This window comes from Amycolatopsis sp. MtRt-6 (assembly GCF_017308975.1).
Classification (GTDB): domain Bacteria; phylum Actinomycetota; class Actinomycetes; order Mycobacteriales; family Pseudonocardiaceae; genus Amycolatopsis.
In genome coordinates, this window is sequence record NZ_JADWPD010000038.1 from 63,610 (window position 1) to 79,454 (window position 15,845).

Consider the following 15,845-nt stretch of genomic DNA (forward strand, 5'->3'; position numbering starts at 1 on the left):
GTGGCGCACATCGCGCTCGATCGCCGGTCAGTACGTGATGTAGACGCCGGTCCCGAGGTCGGCCGGAGCCGGTTCGGGCGCGACGACCGAGTCCTCGACGAGCCGGGCGACTTCGGCATCGATGGCGTCGAGGACCTGTTCGCGCAGCTCACCGCTGTCGGTGACGCGGGCGCGGAACCGCTGGAGGCAGTCGCCGACGTGCCGCGGGAAGCCGGCTTCGATCAGCGTCGGACCACCGCCACCGCGAGCGCGGCAGACGGCTTCTCCCGCCGCTTCGTGCACGGCGAAAAAGTCGGATCCGTCGACGACGACGGCCGGCACGTCGAGCCCGGCCACCCGATCGGCGTAACCGGGGTTCTCGGTGACGAAGATGGCGGGAAGGTGCCAGGCCGACGCGAGGTTCAGCGCCTCCAGCGTCGTCGTGGGGCCGTCCCCGAGGAAGGCGACGCCGACGCCGCCGGTGTCGTGCTGTTTCGCGGCGATCGCGGCACCGCAGATGAGCAGCGGGACGCCGCCGAGCGCGTCCGCCGCGGCCGGCCGGTGTTTTCCCGCCTCGGCCATGACGCCCCGGACGTCGGCGCCCTTGGCGATGCGCTGGCCGTGCCGCCGGTGGGTGCCGGCGATGGCGTCGCGCCCGTCGAGGTGGAGGCAGACGCCGACGGCCAAGGCCTCCTCGCCGGGGGCCCCGCTGCCGACCCGGTCTTCGACGGCCCGGATGGTCCGCATCACGCGGTACGCACCCCGCAGGGCGTCCGTCATCTTCGGCGCTCCTTCCCCGGATCGGTTTCCGCGCGCAAGAGCCCTTTCCGGGCGGCCTCCGCCATCGCCGCCCGGACGTCGACGACCCACGGCCCGTCCGGTTTGAGCTCGACGAAAGCGCTCTCCCCGGTCTTGAGCTCGAGTTCGCGTTCGCCGTCGAGCGCGATGACCCCGCCCGCCGCCGCGAGCTCGACGCGCACGCCTGGCCGCAGCAGTCCCCAGCCACGCACCCCGACGGGCCGCACGAGCCCGGGCGCGATGGGCGCGTGCACGACGTACGGCGTCTCTCCGACGGGCCCGAGCTGCAGCGCGACGCCGTCCGGGCTCGACCGCGGGCTCGGGCAGAGTTGGCCTGGAACGCTCGAGAGGCCGATACCGTCCGGCTCGGCGAAGGTGCAGTACAGCTCGGTGAGCGACGACGGGTCCCACAGCGCCCGCGCCCCGATGTGCCTGCTCAGCGACACGCAGACGTCGACGAGCGCGATCTCCCGCCGCGCCTTGGTGACGACTTCGAGCACGCTGACGCGGTGGGTGACGAGGTCGGGGTCGATCTGCCCGGTGGCGATCAGCCCGGCAGCCAGCCCGGCGACGGTCGCCTCCCGCATCTGCGGGAAGGCGTTGTTGGTCCCGGTGGAGAGGGCGAGGAGCGGGACGTCTTCGCAGGCCGCGGCGGCAACGCGGGCGGTCCCGTCCCCACCGAGGACGACGATGACCCCGGCGCCGGCCTCGACCATCCGGCGCACCGCGTTCGTGGTGTCGGCCGCGGTGCCGGTGATCGGATCGTCCTCGCAGAAGTCGACCTTCGGCCAGGTGCCACCGCGCCCGAGAGCACGCAGGACCGCGGCGGAGATCCCGCCGAGATCGGTCGAGACGACGGCCCGGTCGAGCCCGGTGACGGCGAACGCCGCCAGCAGCCGCTGGACCATGTTCGCCTTTTCCGCGGTGGGGAACACCGACGCCTGCGCGACCAGCCGGCGGATGTCCCGCCCCGAAGCGGGGTTCGCGACGATCCCCGCCACCGTTTCACCCACCTGACCTCCAGTTCTTTCACCGGAGAACAGGAGACTCCGCGATCGGGCGGAGCGGAAGGGTTGCAGGGCGTTGCAGTGTCCGCCTGGAGCGGACGAGAGCGACGTAGGTCACACCCACGCGTCTCACCTGGTGATCTCCAGTGGACTGTCCAAGCCGGAGTCGCGGGCGGTGAAGAACCAACCAGGTCGAGGTCCCGGCGCTACGGGACCAGGTCGACGGCGCCTTCGAAGGTGAAGCCGGCCTCCGTGACCGCGGCCCGGACGTCCTCCTCGGCCAACGCGGTCTCGGCGCGCACGGTGACCCGGCCGGCCGGGACGTCGACGTCCACTTCGGCCACTCCGGGCAGCGCCGTGATTTCTTCGGTCACCGACTGGGCGCAGTGCCCGCAGTTCATCCCGGAAACGGTGTAACCGTGCTCGATCATGGTGCGCAGCCTACGAAAAGGGCCGCCACCCCGAACGGGTGACGGCCCTTTCCCAAGATCAAAGTCAGATCACGGTGACCGACGTGGCCTGCGGGCCCTTCTGGCCCTGGCCGATCTCGAACTCGACGCGAGCGTTCTCCTCGAGGGTACGGAAGCCGTTACCCTGGATCTCGCTGTAGTGAACGAAGACGTCGCCGCCACCGTTGTCGGGGGTGATGAAGCCGAACCCCTTCTCGGAGTTGAACCACTTCACAGTGCCCTGAGTCATCAAAAATCTCCATGTGTAACACCAAAACAGGAAGCCACTTCGGCGACCCGGGTCAGCACCCGGACGGTTTGCTTCCTCGGCGAGGAGACACTACGCCCGCTGAGTTCTGCGAGCGTGACTCATCACGAACACAAAAATCGAGACCTTAAGCAGTAAAGCACACCTTGACCAGGGCGGACAAGCCATCTTCACCCGGGCGAGGTGAGCTATTCGCCACTCGCCGGGCGCAGCCCTTCGGAGCCGAACGGCGAGCGCCAGGCAGCGTCCCGGTCCGCGGCCACGACCGCGTCGTCGTGGGCTTCCGCACTGGCGCTGAACAGCACCGGTACGACGCCGGAGGACTTCCGCGGTTCGGATGCGTGCTGGTGATCGGTCACGTCGAAACTCCCCTCGTTCCCTGCCCGCTTCGGCGCGGGTCATGACCGTGATGGTGCCATGCGGCACCGACAGAAACCGGTTGTCTCCCGCCGGGACCCGGCCGGGAAGGTTCAGCGGCGAACCACCACCGGAACACCGTCAGGCTACCCGAGCCAACGCCCTGCTACCACACGACATTCCCAGCTTTTCCGGAACGAAACAGAGCAAAACCGTTACTGGGCGGGAGGTTGCGGACGGGCCTGCGCGAGCAGGGCCGAGAGCCGCACGTCCGGAGTAACGACGTCGGGGTCCGTCCGCACGTCGATGACGCACGGCCGCTGCCGCACCAGCGCACTGGCGATGATGGGCTCGAGCTCTTCACGATCGTCCACGGTGTACCCGGCCGCGCCCAGCCCACGCGCCCAGGAAGCGAAGTCGGTCAACGGGATGGAGACCCCGGTCAGCCGGCCGTACGTGCGGGCCTGGTGCATCGCGAGCGCGCCGTGCACGCCGTTCTGGAAGACGACCACCATCACCGGCGCCCGGTACCGGACGGCCGTTTCGATCTCCTGCCCGGTCATGAGCGTCCCGGCGTCCCCGACCATGGCCACGACGGTCCGCCGCGGCTCGGCGAGCTTCGCGGCAACGGCGGCCGGCACGGCGTAGCCCATCGCGGCGTTGCTCGGGCCGAGCTGGCTGCGCGGCGCCGTGAAGCACCAGTAGCGGTGCATGAACTGCGCGAAGTTCCCCGCGTCGCTGGTCACGATGGTGTCCTCGGGCGCCAGCTTGCGCAGCGCGCGGACGACGTCGACGGGGTGCACCCGCGTGTTCCCGCTGGTGTCGGGCGGGGTCATGAAGGTGTGGACGGCCGCGTTCGCCGCCGAAGCCCGCCTCGTCCGCGGCGACGCCACCTCCCGCAGCTCCCGCAGGAACGGCTCGACCTCGGAGTCGACCCGGAAGGTCAGCCCCCGCCGCTTCGGGCTGACGTCGATGCCGGTGCCCACCATGACCAGCGTCTGCTGCGCGGTGGGGTACCGGTAGGCCTGCGTCGTCACCTCGTCGAGCTGGGTGCCGAGCGCGAGCACCAGGTCGGCGCGCTCGAGCGCGTCCAACTGCCGCGCCGGGATGCCGAGCCCGAGGTGGCCGGCGTACCGGGCATGGTTCTCTGGGAAGGCGTCCTGCCGCCGGAAGGCGTTGTAGACGGGCAGAGCGAGCTCGTCGGCGACGGCGATCAGCTCGTCCCGAGCCGACCGAGCCCGCCCGCCGACGATGACGACGGGGTATTTGGCCTCGTCCACCAGCTGCGCCACGGCGTCAGCCGAACGGCCCAGCGTGCCGGACGCCGGCGGCCGCACCCGCGCCATCGGCTTCGCCGCGTCGTAGGGCATCCCCCAGATGTCGCAGGGCACGCCGAGCACGACCGGCCCCGGACGTCCTTCCTGCGACGTCGTCAGCGCGTGCGCGAGCAGCCCCGGCAGCCCGTCCGGGTCGGTCACCCGCACTGTCGACTTGGCGATCGACTCGAACATGGCCGTCAGGTCCGACGTCGGCAGCTCCCCCGACGAAGACGGCAGGGGTTCGATCGCCGGCGTCTCCAGCAGCACGACCATCGGCGTCTCGTCCTGGTACGCCGTTTGGACGCCGATGGCGAGGCTCGCCGCGCTCGGCCCCCGGCTGGCGAGCAGCACGGCGGGACGTTCGGTGAGCTTCCCCTCGGCCTCCGCCATGAACGCAGCGCCCGCGTCGTGGCGCGCCGAGACCAGTGTGATCTCCCGCTCCCGCTGCAGGGCGTCGAGCAGTTCCAGGAAGGACTCACCGACCACCGCGTACACACGGCGGACACGCGCCTCGGTCAGGATCCGCACGGCCGTCTGGGCGACGGTCGCTCCCAGTTGGTATCTAATGAGGAGAGCTTAGGCGGGCACCGTTCAGTGCAGTCAAGTGATCTTCACCGAAACCGGACAAGGATAGGCCGAATGTCCGCTTTGACCGACTGCCAGCCGATCAAGGGAGCGAGGACCACCGACTTGGCCGCGACCGAACATGAAACTGTTTTTACTTATGGCGCACCGGCGTTGAAGTACGGCACCGGGGCCAGCGACGAGATCGGCTACGACCTGACCCAGTACGGCGCCCACCGCGTGCTCGTCGTCACGGATCCCCAGGTCGCCGCGACCGGCTGGCCCCAGCGCATAGCCGAGGGCATCGCGGGCTACGGCATCCAGACCGAGATCTTCGACGGCGTACACGTCGAGCCCACCGATGTCAGCATGCAGAAGGCGGTTGACTTCGCCCGCGGAACCGGCCCGTACGACGCCTTCGTCGCCGTCGGCGGCGGGTCCGCGATCGACACGGCCAAGGCAGCCAACCTCCTGACGAGCAACGACGGCGACCTGATGGACTACGTCAACGCCCCCGTCGGCGGCGGCCGCGCCCCGGACCGGCCGCTGAAGCCGCTGGTCGCCGTGCCCACCACCACCGGCACGGGCTCGGAGAGCACCACGGTCTGCGTCCTGGACGTGTTGTCGCTGCGCGTCAAGAGCGGGATCAGCCACCTGCGGCTGCGCCCGACCCTGGCAGTGGTGGACCCCCGGCTCACCGTCAGCCAGCCACCCGGGGTGACGGCCGCCAGCGGCATGGACATCCTCTGCCACGCGGCCGAGAGCTACACGGCCAAGCCGTACACCGACTTCGAGCGCAAGCGCCCGGAGCAGCGCGTGCCGTACTGCGGCTCGAACCCGCTGGCCGACATGTTCGCCGAGCAGTCGCTGCGGTTGCTGTCGTGGGCCCTCCCGGCCGCCGTGCGCGACGGTTCCGACGTCAAGGCCCGCGAGGCCATGGCCCTGGCCGCGACGTTCGCCGGACTCGGGTTCGGCAACGCCGGCGTGCACATCCCGCACGCGAACGCCTATCCGATCGCCGGCCAGGTCAGGAATTTCCACCCGGACGGCTACCCGGGCGAAGAACCCATGGTGCCGCACGGCATGGCCGTCTCGCTGACAGCGCCCGCCGCGTTCCGCTTCACCTTCGACGCGGCCCCGGACCGCCACCTGCGCGTCGCCCGCCTGCTGGCCCCCGACTTCGAGTGGCCCGGCGACTTCGCCGACCACCTGCCCGCGGTGCTGATCGACCTGATGCGGCAGATCGGCATCCCGGACGGCATCGGTGCCGTCGGCTACACGGAGTCCGATGTGGACTCCCTCGTCGAGGGAACCCTCAAGCAGCAGCGGTTGCTGGCCACCGCGCCGCGCGAGGCATCCGCGGACGACCTGTCCGCAATCCTGCGCGAGTCGGTGTCGCTGTGGTGAACGGGTATCCGCACTGGCAGACGGTGCCGTTGCGCTGGAAGGACAACGACGTCTACGGACACGTCAACAACGTGGTCCACTACTCGCTCATGGACACGGTGATCAACACCTGGCTCATCGAGCAGGGCGGCCTCGACATCGAGACCGGGGCGGTGATCGGGTTGTGCGTCGAGTCGCGCTGTGCGTATCACTCATCGGTGTCCTTTCCTGGTTCACTGCGGGTCGGTTTGCGGGTGGCGCACCTCGGGAAATCCAGCGTCCGCTACGAGATCGGGATGTACGCCGCCGACGAGTCCCTGGTCGCCGAAGGGCACTTCGTGCACGTCTTCGTCGACCGCGAGTCCCGCCGGCCCACACCGGTCACGGGCAAGCTGCGCGAGGCATTGGAAGCACTGCAACCCGGATGACGTGCACCGCAGCCGTGTTCACCTCCTCTCCGGCGGTGCCGGGCCCGGGCTGTAGTTCTTCCCGCACTTCGATCATGCACGACGGCACCGACAACTCCGGCCGATCGACCGGAGTTATCCACAGGCCGCTCGAACATCACCGAGTTGTCCACAGATTTCCGTCGAGGGGTTCCGCGCCCCCACAGCGGCGATAAGCTGGGAAGCACATGAGATCGGTCCACAGTGGACGAGCAGTTCCCTCACCGGAGCGTTGGTAACACGGATGGCGACCTAGGCGTCGATCCGGTTGCGGCGGCAGTGCGGTGGGCGGACGGCTCGAGAGTGGTTCCGCCCCGTCGCCGGAAGGCGCCCCGGCGGCAGCCACGGAACCCACGCACGGAAGTGGACCCAGTGGTCGCGCGTCCGCTCCCGGCGGGCGCCCCGCGAGCGGACGCGCCACTACACCCATGTGGCCTGGTGAAGGTCGCGGATTCGTCGCCGGAAGGCGCCCCGGCGACGACCGCACCACCACCGCAAACGGCCTGGTAGAGATCGCGGACCCGTCGCCGGAAGGCGTCCCGGCGGCGGGCCCGCGTCGCTACCGCAGGCAGCCGCCCCCTGATGCGGGGGCGGTCGGCTGCCTGCACGGCAGTCGTGGCAGTACCGGTCAGCGGCCGGAAGCCGGTGAACATGGCGTGCCACCCAGGAAAGGCAGCACCTCCGTCCCGTCGAGGAGAGCAGCGAGAGAGAGGAGGATCCCGGCCCCGCCGGTCTTGACGTCCATCGAGAGCCGGAGCAGGCGGTGGCCCGGGAACGCGAGGCCGTCCTTGTACGGCACCGCGTACCAGGCCAGCCACGCCAAGTGCTGGTCGATCGTCGCGCGGATCGGCTGCTGCGCGTCCGGATTCGCGGACAGCGCCACCGCCAGCCCGCACCGGCCGTTCAGCAGCCCCGGGTGCACGACGAACTCGCCGCGGCACGATTCGCGCAGCGCGGGAATGCTTGCGCAGGCCTCGGCGTCCGGGCGGTGCCGAGCCAGCTGTTCGGCGGCCAGGAGGATCCCGGCGCTGCCGACACCGGCGTAGGGCAAGGTGCGCGCCGCACCGTCGCGGACCAGCAGCGAGCCGTCGTCGACTTCGATGCATTCTTCGAGGTCACGGCACAGCGCCTGGTCGGCGAAGGACAGCCAGGCCGGCTCGCCGGTGCGCTCGAAGAGCCGGATGAACAGCAGCGCGGGCCCGGACCAGCCGGACAGCAGGCCGGCGCGAGCGGAGTTCCCCGGTGGCGCCGCGGTCTCCAGCGCTTCGGCCAGCCGCACGGCCGTGGTCAGCGCTTGGCGGCCGAATTCGTTGTCCTGGCGGACCGTCGCGAAGTGCAGCAGGGTCAGCCCGATGCCGGCCAGACCGCTCTCCAGTGAGTGGTCGGTCGTCTGCTCGACGAGCCGCGCGGACGACGTGAGCAGCTTGCCGGCCTCGTCGCGGTGCCCGAAATTCTCCAGCACGTAGGCGATGCCCGAGCTGCCGTCGTAGAAGCCGGGCCGGGCCGGCGGATCGCGACGGACCGCGTCGATCAGCCAACGTTCGTGCTCGGGGAAGCGGCCGGCACCGGTGACGTCGAGAGCGTGCAGCACGCCGGCCGCACCGACGCCGAAACAGGCGCCGCCGACGCTGGACTGCTCGATGTCACCGGGGAACAGCCGGTCGTGGCGTTCGGGGCTCGCGCTGGCCAGGATCGCTTCGGCGATCTGCTTGCGGACCAGCGACCAGTCCGGTTTCTCGTGGTCGAGCTCGGTGTGGACCGGTGCCGGCTCCGCGGAAATCTCACGCGGGGCCAGCACCGTGACTGCGGCGTCGGCGTACCCCTCGGGCAGCGCGAACCGGCGCTCGACGAAGTCGGCGATACGGCGCAGCTTCGCTGGGGCCAACTCCGTCAGCGGCCAAAGCGGCAAGAACAGCCACAGCCGCAGGGCCGCGATGGCGTCCTCGTCGATCTCGCCGCCGACGCGGTCGGCCGGGACGCGGAAGCCGGGTGCGCCCGGGGCCGGACGGTCGCCTGCCTCGGCGTCGAACGCCGTCTCGAAGTTGTTCAGGGAGATCCGGTCGTGGTCCTCCTCGTCGATCAGGATGTTCAGCGGATGCAGGCCGCCCAAGACGATGCCGCGGGCGTGGATTGCCTCGATCGTCTTCTCCACGGCCGCGACGATGTCCAGTGCGCGCCGGGCGTAGGCGGCGAGGTCGGCGGTCGTCGAGTTTTTCCTGGTCAGCGGGTAGTGGCGGGTCAGCCAGCCGGCCAGCGAGGTTCCCGGCAGGTGCTCCATGGCCAGGTAGTAGCGCTCCGAGATGGCGAACCGCTCGACGACCCGTGGCACGCCTGGGACGCCGGCGAGCCGGTCGAGGACCGCGTGCTCGCGGTGGAGCCGCTCGGTGGCGTCGACGTGCGCCTCGTCGAGACCGGCGTGCGGGCGGGCCTCCTTCAAGACGACCTGGTCACCGCCCGCTTTGGGATGGGCGAGGTAGGTGCCCCCGCCGTTCGAGACGTGCAGCGGACTCGCCACTCGGTACGGGAACCGGGCCTGTGACCCCCCTTTGCGGGGCGCGATGCTGCTTTGCAAACAGGCCGGAAGCTTCACCCAGTCGGGCAAGGAGAACGTCGGCTTGCGGTTGTCGGGGACCAGCCTGCCGTCCGGCTTGCGGATCGCCGGGACTCGGGTGCCGTCGTGCTCGACCCACTGCTCGGCGAATGCGCCGTAACGCACGTAGAGGGGAGCGTCGCCGTAGTGCAAGCCGCTCGGAATCGCTGGGCCATGCTCGTCGGCGAGCCTCGCCGACAGGTCTGTCAGTACCCGGTCGAGCTCGTTGTGGTCGACCGGGTAAATGGTCGCCAGCTCAACGCCGCCGACGCTGGTCGCGTATTTCGAATTTCGCGTGAGCAGCGTCACCTTCGAGCGGAGGTGCTTGTAAGCGGCCCGCTGCGCGACGCAGTACTCGTGCACCTGCGCCAGCACCCGGGTCGCATTGTCCAGACCAGCGGACACGTGGATCTGCCAACCCTGCGCAGGCAGAACATCCTTCTCCGGGCGCATCGAGCGCCAGACACCGCGGTCGGTGATGATCCAGCCGGCACCCGGCAGCGGGAGCGGCGTGGCGAAGTCGTCGGCCGGCGCGTCGGTTTCCTGCTGTTCGTCGTAGAACAACGGGTCGGCGAAGCAAAATGCTTCGTAGCGCAGGTCCATCCGAGATACCCCTCCGTGCGAACCCCTGGACACACGGCCCCGGGGACGACAAATATTCCCCCACGCCGAACGGTCCTGGGCCAATCCGCCAACCCGGCGGTTCAACTGGGCTATCCGAGGTAGGCAGAAAGGACACTTACCTGTCAGTAGTCGAACCCAAAGTGATTTTTCCGAAGCCGCACACCACACCATAGTGGCGTAACATGAAGATCTTTCCGGCATTTCCGCAGGTCCGCACACCGGCCGGCAGAATCCGCTCCTGAATTGGCAGAATGCCATCAACGGCCGACCGGTGATCAATTTTCGTGATAGACACCGGCCCCGTGAGCTGCCGGAACGCGCGGGTGGTCCGCACCACGCCCGCGGCACCTCGGCGGACGGACCCGTCGGTACCACGGAGTAAGTTGACGACCGGCGGACCGGAAGGAGGAACGGGTGATCTTCGGATTCGCCGTGACGGTCGCCGTGGCTGCCACGCTCGTCGCGCTCTGGAGCTTCGTCCAGTCGGCTCGGAACCGGCTTCCGGACAACCCGCTCCTGGTCGCGCTCGCGATCCTCGAACTGCTGCTGGTCGCGCAGCTCGTGATCGGGATCGTGCTGCTCGCCGGCGGTGACCGGCCCGGCAGCATGGCGACCTACCTGGCCTACCTGATCGGCTCGCTGGTCGTGCTGCCCGTCGGTGCCGCCTGGGCGCTGGCCGAGCGGAGCCGGTCGAGTACCGCGGTGCTCGGCATCGCCTGCCTGGCCATCCCGGTCATGGTGCTGCGACTGAACGAGGTGTGGAGTGGAGCAACAGCGTAGGACGGCCAGCGGTCCCGGGCGGGTGCTCGTCGCCGTGTACGCGATCTTCGCGCTGGCCGCGACGTCGCGGGCCGGTGTGCAGATCGGCACGAAGTTCCACGAAGCGCCGCTGGCCTACCTGCTCTCGGCGTTCGCCGCGGCCGTCTACATCGTCGCCACGATCGCGCTCGCCCGCCGTGGTGACGGGTGGTGGCGCGTGGCCCTCGTGGCCTGCTCGATCGAACTGCTGGGCGTGCTGATGATCGGCACGCTGAGCCTCGTCGACGCGGCCGCCTTCCGGCACCCGACCGTCTGGTCGGTCTACGGCGAGGGCTACCTGTTCATCCCGCTGGTGCTGCCGGTCATCGGGCTGTACTGGCTGCGGAAGTCGGCGCCGGCGAAGGCGGACGTCGCCGCCTGAGCGACGCACGTCACCCCGCGCAGTCGAACAGCACTCCGGCCGTCGCGGCGTCCGGGCCGATCCGGGCGGGCGGGACCGGCCGGCAGTCCTTCGCCTCCCAGCCGATCCGCCGGGTGAGCTCGGCAGCGTCGCCCGGGGCGCCGGAAGCCGCGCCGGCGTGGCCCATCTCCAGGAACACCTGCGGCAGGAGCACGAACCGCAGCTTTCCGGCCGATACCCACCCCTGGAGCTCAGCCGCGGACGGCGCCGGGTCGAAGCCGAGGTAACCGCCGAGCGGTGCCACGCGAGCCTCGGTGTTCAGCAAGTACGGGTCCGCGCCGTACGTCCCGCCCTCGACGGCCAGCGTGATCGCCGTGGCCGGTGCCTGCGCCTGGGCGTACGCGAGCACCTGCCGCTGGCCGGGGCCGAGGCGGTACGCGTTGTCGATGAACCGGACATAGCCGGCCTCGGCTTTCGCTCCCGTGTTGACCGCGACGACCGTGTTCAGCGCGGCCGCCGACGACGGGCCGGCACCCGGGTCGGCGGACTCCAGCACGCTGACCGGCCGCGTCGCCGTCTCGACGACGAAGGCCGCGGGCCCGGCCACGACGGCGGCCAGCCCTGTCGCGACGGCGACGCGCGAAGCTCGCAGGAGCGCCGCGACCACGGCGAGCACCGCCAGCGCGAGGACCGTGTAGCGCAGCCACGGCATCCAGCCGGGTGTCCGGGCGAGGAGCACGTACGCGAGCACAGCCGTCCCAGCCACCGCGGCCGGGAGCGCGAACCGGCCGGCTCCGGCCGAGCCGTGCCACCGCCACGCCGTCACCAGCCCTGCCGCGGCCAGCGCCGCGATGGCCGGTGCCAGCTCAGCCGTGTAGTACGCGTGGAAGATCCCGCCGGTGAACGAGAAGACCGCGACGCCCACGACCAGCCAGCCGCCCCACATTGCCCAGCCCGCCTTCGCGGCCGGGACGGCACCACGGGCCCGGCACGCGGCGACGACCAGCGAGCCCAGCGCGAGCGGCAGCAGCCACGCGATCTGGCCACCGACCTCGCTGTCGAACAGCCGCAGCGGTCCCGGGCCGCCGCCGAGCGCCGCGCCGACCGTGGCGCCGAAGCCGCCGCCGATCCCGCTCGTTCCGCCGACCAGGCGCGTCAGGCCGTTGTAGCCGAAGGCCAGTTGCCAGATCGAACCGTCCGTGGTGCTGCCGACGAACGGGCGAGCTCCCGGCCAGAGGCTCACCACGACCGGCCAGGACAGCGACACGGCCAACGTCGCCGCTCCGGCTGCCGCGAGCCAGGCCGGCCGGCGGACACGTGAGCCGGACGCCGCCACGTAGTACGCCAGCGCCAGGCCGGGCAGCACGATCCACGCGGCGAGCATTTTCGTGAGGAAGCCCAGGCCGACGAACACCCCGGCCCACAGCAGCCACCGCGGCTCCGAGACCGCCCGGGTGACGCAGTACGCGGCGAGCAGCAGGAGGAGCACCAGGAGGGTGTCCGGCAGGTTGTCGCGGTTGACCGCCGCGGTCACCGGCGTCAGCGCGAACAACGCCGCCGCCAGCACCGCCGTCGGCGGCCCGGCCCAGCGGCGCACCACCCGGTGCAGGACGAACACGGCGGCGACGCCTTCCACCGCCTGGACCAGCGCGATCGCCCACGGGTGGAAGCCGAACACGGCCACACCGAGCGTCTGGGCCCAGAACGCGAGCGGTGGCTTGTCGACCGTGACGACGCCGGTCGGGTCGAAGCCCGCGAAGAAGAACGCCGACCAGTCCTGAGACATCGAATGCACGGCAGCCGCGTAGTACGGCTGGAGCGTCCGGTCGCCCAGTGCCCACAGCCACGCCGCCGCCGCGACGACCAGGACCGCCCCCACCGCGATCCGCTCGCCACGCCCCGTCCGCACCTCGGCTGTCCGCGTCATGTCTCCCCCTCCGGTTCCTGCCCGGAAACGCTAGGGCGGCGCGACGCCGGAGTCCTCAAGCCGCGGGTCGATCTTCGTCCACCCGGAGGTTGAGCCGGAACAGTACGGGAACTGCACGTACCCCACTCCCGGCAATAAATACGGATTCGACCGGCGACTTTCGTCGGTTCCGGACATTCGCCGGCAACTCGGACAATCTCCGGGTTCGGTCCCCACCGGCTTTCCCCCGCGCGGTTCTCCCCGCGCGAAAAGGAGTGAGCGTGAAATTCGGCAAGTTCGTCCTGCTGGCCGCGAGCACCGCACTGGCCGTCGTCGGCCTCGGCGGTCCGGCGGCCGCCGACAGCACCCCGCAGGCCCAGCCGTCGATCATCGGTGGCAGCAATGCCACCAGCGGCCCCTGGGCGGCCCGGCTGTTCGTCGACGGCCGGCAGAACTGCACCGCGACGATCATCGCCCCGCAGTACATCCTCACCGCCAAGCACTGCGTCAGCAGCAACGGCACCTACACGTTCCGCATCGGCAGCCTGGACCAGACGAGCGGCGGCACGATGGCCACCGCCGCCGCCATCACGCGCTACCCGGGCTCCGCCGACCTGGCGATCGTCCGGCTCAGCACCTCGGTGAACGCCACCTACTCGCCGCTCGGCGGCGTCGGTGACGTCTCGGTCGGCCAGAACGTCTCGGTCTACGGCTGGGGCGCGACCAGCCAGTGCGGCTCCGAGATCAACTGCCAGTCGCGGTACCTGAAGGTCGCGACCGTGCGGGTGAACTCGATCAGCTGTCGCGACTACTACAGCGGCATCGCCGTGTGCGCGAACCGCGTCAACGGCATCACCGCCGGCGGCGACTCCGGTGGCCCGATGTTCGCTTCCGGCCGCCAGGTCGGCGTCGCGTCGACCAGCGACCGGGTGAACAACACGGCCTACACCAACATCACGCGTTATCGAAGCTGGATTTCGCAGGTGGCGGGCGTCTGATTCCCCTGGAAAAAGGGCCCGGCGCGAACGGCCGGGCCCTTTTTCCGGTCAGGACGTCGAAATGTCGTCGAGCTGTTCGGCGGCCGGCCGCACCGGGTAGAGGTCGCCGCCCGGCGGGACGGGCACCCGCGGCAAGGCCGTCCGCGCGGCGCGATCGCCCGCGTCGGCTGCCGCGTGCAGGACGTCCAGCGCCGCGTACTGCCGGAAGTCCAGCTCGGGGTACGGCCACGCCGACCGGCCCTGCGTGGCCGCCGGGATCAGGAAGCCGACCGCGGCGAAGAGCATCCCGCCGCTCGGTGCCGTGTAGTGCCACAGGTCGACGCCGACGTGCTTGGCGATCTGCGCGAGCCGCGTCAGCGCGACCAGGTTGAACGTCGAGTAGTGCCAGCTGCGCGTCCGGCTCGTCTCCTGTGGCTGCAAGCCGTCGGTCTGGATCTGCGGCGCTATGCGCTTCGGCCCGGCGTCGCGCGCGATGGCCGCCGCGAGGTCCCGTTGCCCGGTGCCGAGCGCGAGCGCGGCGACGAGCATGTCGTAGAAGCTGCCGTGGTTGTTCTGGGCCTTGGCTTCGTCGGTGCCGTTCTTGCTGGTGCGCAACCAGTCCAGGAACTGCGTGTACCAGCCGGTCATGCCGGCCTGGTCGGTCTTCGTCCAGCCGGGCGCGCCGGTGGCCAGGATCGCGGTGGCGTCGACGACCTGGCTCAGCGTGTAGGCGAACTCGATGATGCCGATGCCGCGGCCGTCCACCTTGCACGGGATGCCCTGCGCGAAGTTCATGTTCGGGTTCATCTTCGTGGCCGCGTCGAGGAACCACGTGCGCAGGTCGAGCGCCGCGCGCTCGGCGTACCGCGCGTCGCCGGTGTAATACCACGCGAGCGCGAGCCGGTAGATCGCGGCGAACGCCCGGCCGCGGTAGGCGTGGTCGGTGATCTCGTCGACGATCGGGTTGCGCTGGCCGTCGCGCTGGACGAACGGGCAGCCCCACGGGTTTTCCGCGGTCGGCTGCGTCGTCGGCCACCAGTAGGGCGCCAGGCTGAGGTAATCGTGCTTGTCCCCGCTGGGCGGGACCTGTTTCTTCGCCGTGACGCTCCACGGCCCCGCCGTGAGGTCGGATCTCGCGGCGGCGAGGAGGTTGTTCAAGGCCGTACGGGACGTCTTTTCGCCGGCCAGCGCGGCGAATTTCGTGCGCAGCAACTGCTTTCCGTCGAGGACGGCGGTTTCTGGCGCGCACACTGCCCCGATGACCGGGACAGTGCAGCCGGTGGGTCGCGACGCGGCTTCGGCCGGCGCCGCAAAGGAAGCAACGAGGCCGGCGGTGGCGAGCACAGCCACGACGGTGTGGCGGAGAACCATGTCCGCTCCATTCACAAATATGAACAACAGACCTGTGAGTGAATGGAGGGTACGCATGTGAACGTTAACGAAGCAATGGCCGCGGAAAATCAGCCGGCGAAGTCGCGAGGCCGGAAGAAGGCGACGAGCCGCGCGGTGCGGAGGTCGGCCCACGTATCAGTCGTGGCGAGCACGGCCGCGGCACCGGTGGGGAACTTGGTCTGGACCTCACGGGTCTCGTCCCCGAGGCCGGCGAGGTGCAGGGTCACGTCGCTGACGCCGGGCTCGTGCCCGACGAGCGCGAGCGTGGTGACGTCGGATGGTGTCCGGCGGGCCGCGTTGAGCAGCTCGGGGACGTCGGCGCCGTAAAGGTCGTCGTCGTACTCGACGGGCGGCGGCGCGGGGAGTTCGCCGCTCACGCGCTGCCACGTTTCGCGCGTGCGGCGAGCAGTGGAGCAGACGACGAGCTCGGGGACGCGCCCCTCCTCGGCGAGCCACCGGCCGAGCCTCGGCGCGTCACGGAGACCGCGCGGCGCGAGGGGCCGCTCGTGGTCGGGCAGGCCCGCCGACCAGTCCGACTTCGCGTGCCGGAGCACGATGAGCCACCTCGTCTCGTCCATGCCCGCCACCCTAACGGCGAAGGGGCCCTGGAGCGGATCGCTCCAG

The 15,845-nt window shown here is 70.4% G+C and carries 15 protein-coding genes; 5 read left to right on the plus strand and 10 right to left on the minus strand.

Features of this window, described 5'->3' with window-relative positions; genetic code table 11:
* Positions 1-27: 27 nt before the first annotated feature.
* From I4Q55_RS42165 to I4Q55_RS42190, 6 genes are all read right to left on the minus strand, one after another.
* Positions 28-759, minus strand: a complete 732-nt coding sequence (locus I4Q55_RS42165; protein WP_206796189.1) for a thiamine pyrophosphate-dependent enzyme — start codon at positions 757-759, stop codon at positions 28-30.
* Positions 756-1,790, minus strand: a complete 1,035-nt coding sequence (locus I4Q55_RS42170) for an ATP-NAD kinase family protein (RefSeq protein WP_206796191.1) — start codon at positions 1,788-1,790, stop codon at positions 756-758. Before I4Q55_RS42170 ends, I4Q55_RS42165 begins: the two co-directional genes overlap by 4 nt.
* A 200-nt stretch (positions 1,791-1,990) precedes the next feature.
* Positions 1,991-2,215, minus strand: a complete 225-nt coding sequence (locus tag I4Q55_RS42175; RefSeq protein ID WP_206796192.1) for a heavy-metal-associated domain-containing protein — start codon at positions 2,213-2,215, stop codon at positions 1,991-1,993.
* Positions 2,216-2,279: 64 nt separating this feature from the next.
* Positions 2,280-2,483, minus strand: coding sequence for a cold-shock protein (locus I4Q55_RS42180; RefSeq protein ID WP_004563013.1), 204 nt, complete (start codon positions 2,481-2,483; stop codon positions 2,280-2,282).
* Positions 2,484-2,689: 206 nt separating this feature from the next.
* The gene (locus I4Q55_RS42185; RefSeq protein ID WP_206796193.1) at positions 2,690-2,860 is read right to left on the minus strand and encodes a hypothetical protein; all 171 of its coding nucleotides are present in this window, start codon (positions 2,858-2,860) and stop codon (positions 2,690-2,692) included.
* A gap of 213 nt (positions 2,861-3,073) precedes the next feature.
* Complete coding sequence (locus I4Q55_RS42190) at positions 3,074-4,732, minus strand: thiamine pyrophosphate-binding protein (protein WP_206796248.1); 1,659 nt, start codon at positions 4,730-4,732, stop codon at positions 3,074-3,076.
* 135 nt (positions 4,733-4,867) lie between these two features.
* Here I4Q55_RS42190 and I4Q55_RS42195 point away from each other — a divergent pair, with 135 nt between their 5' ends.
* Positions 4,868-6,148, plus strand: coding sequence for a hydroxyacid-oxoacid transhydrogenase (locus tag I4Q55_RS42195; RefSeq protein WP_206796250.1), 1,281 nt, complete (start codon positions 4,868-4,870; stop codon positions 6,146-6,148).
* Positions 6,142-6,555 carry a thioesterase family protein gene (locus tag I4Q55_RS42200; RefSeq protein WP_206796194.1) on the plus strand — a complete coding sequence of 138 codons (414 nt, stop codon included), beginning with the start codon at positions 6,142-6,144 and terminating at the stop codon, positions 6,553-6,555. The genes I4Q55_RS42195 and I4Q55_RS42200 overlap by 7 nt, the downstream gene beginning before the upstream one ends.
* 646 nt (positions 6,556-7,201) lie before the next feature.
* Here I4Q55_RS42200 and lanKC read toward each other — a convergent pair.
* Positions 7,202-9,766 carry a class III lanthionine synthetase LanKC gene (gene lanKC, locus I4Q55_RS42205; protein ID WP_206796195.1) on the minus strand — a complete coding sequence of 855 codons (2,565 nt, stop codon included), beginning with the start codon at positions 9,764-9,766 and terminating at the stop codon, positions 7,202-7,204.
* A gap of 435 nt (positions 9,767-10,201) precedes the next feature.
* Here lanKC and I4Q55_RS42210 point away from each other — a divergent pair, with 435 nt between their 5' ends.
* Both I4Q55_RS42210 and I4Q55_RS42215 read left to right on the plus strand, forming a co-directional pair.
* Entirely contained in the window at positions 10,202-10,567 is a 366-nt protein-coding gene (locus I4Q55_RS42210; protein WP_206796196.1) for a hypothetical protein, read from the plus strand.
* 22 nt (positions 10,568-10,589) lie between these two features.
* A complete protein-coding gene (locus I4Q55_RS42215; RefSeq protein ID WP_206796252.1) occupies positions 10,590-10,967 on the plus strand; it encodes a hypothetical protein in 378 nt (125 codons plus the stop codon).
* Between the two features lie 10 nt (positions 10,968-10,977).
* Here the strand turns inward: I4Q55_RS42215 and I4Q55_RS42220 are convergent, their stop codons facing one another.
* On the minus strand, positions 10,978-12,873 hold the full coding sequence (locus tag I4Q55_RS42220) for a glycosyltransferase family 39 protein (protein ID WP_206796197.1): 1,896 nt from the start codon (positions 12,871-12,873) through the stop codon (positions 10,978-10,980).
* Between the two features lie 260 nt (positions 12,874-13,133).
* Between I4Q55_RS42220 and I4Q55_RS42225 the strand changes: the two genes are divergently transcribed.
* On the plus strand, positions 13,134-13,850 hold the full coding sequence (locus I4Q55_RS42225) for a trypsin-like serine protease (protein ID WP_206796198.1): 717 nt from the start codon (positions 13,134-13,136) through the stop codon (positions 13,848-13,850).
* Between the two features lie 48 nt (positions 13,851-13,898).
* Here I4Q55_RS42225 and I4Q55_RS42230 read toward each other — a convergent pair whose 3' ends face one another.
* Together I4Q55_RS42230 and I4Q55_RS42235 are read right to left on the minus strand one after the other, a co-directional pair.
* Positions 13,899-15,200 carry an alginate lyase family protein gene (locus I4Q55_RS42230; RefSeq protein ID WP_206796199.1) on the minus strand — a complete coding sequence of 434 codons (1,302 nt, stop codon included), beginning with the start codon at positions 15,198-15,200 and terminating at the stop codon, positions 13,899-13,901.
* Positions 15,201-15,289: 89 nt separating this feature from the next.
* The gene (locus tag I4Q55_RS42235) at positions 15,290-15,799 is read right to left on the minus strand and encodes a histidine phosphatase family protein (protein ID WP_206796200.1); all 510 of its coding nucleotides are present in this window, start codon (positions 15,797-15,799) and stop codon (positions 15,290-15,292) included.
* Between the last annotated feature and the right edge of the window lie 46 nt (positions 15,800-15,845).

Bases quoted from the DNA above. Each gene is read 5' to 3' on its own strand.
- I4Q55_RS42230 (WP_206796199.1), bottom strand. From the start codon at position 15,200: ATGGTTCTCCGCCACACCGTCGTGGCTGTGCTCGCCACCGCCGGCCTC.
- I4Q55_RS42165 (WP_206796189.1), bottom strand. From the start codon at position 759: ATGACGGACGCCCTGCGGGGTGCGTACCGCGTGATGCGGACCATCCGG.
- lanKC (WP_206796195.1), bottom strand. From the start codon at position 9,766: ATGGACCTGCGCTACGAAGCATTTTGCTTCGCCGACCCGTTGTTCTAC.
- I4Q55_RS42220 (WP_206796197.1), bottom strand. From the start codon at position 12,873: ATGACGCGGACAGCCGAGGTGCGGACGGGGCGTGGCGAGCGGATCGCG.
- I4Q55_RS42175 (WP_206796192.1), bottom strand. From the start codon at position 2,215: ATGATCGAGCACGGTTACACCGTTTCCGGGATGAACTGCGGGCACTGC.
- I4Q55_RS42180 (WP_004563013.1), bottom strand. From the start codon at position 2,483: ATGACTCAGGGCACTGTGAAGTGGTTCAACTCCGAGAAGGGGTTCGGC.
- I4Q55_RS42235 (WP_206796200.1), bottom strand. From the start codon at position 15,799: ATGGACGAGACGAGGTGGCTCATCGTGCTCCGGCACGCGAAGTCGGAC.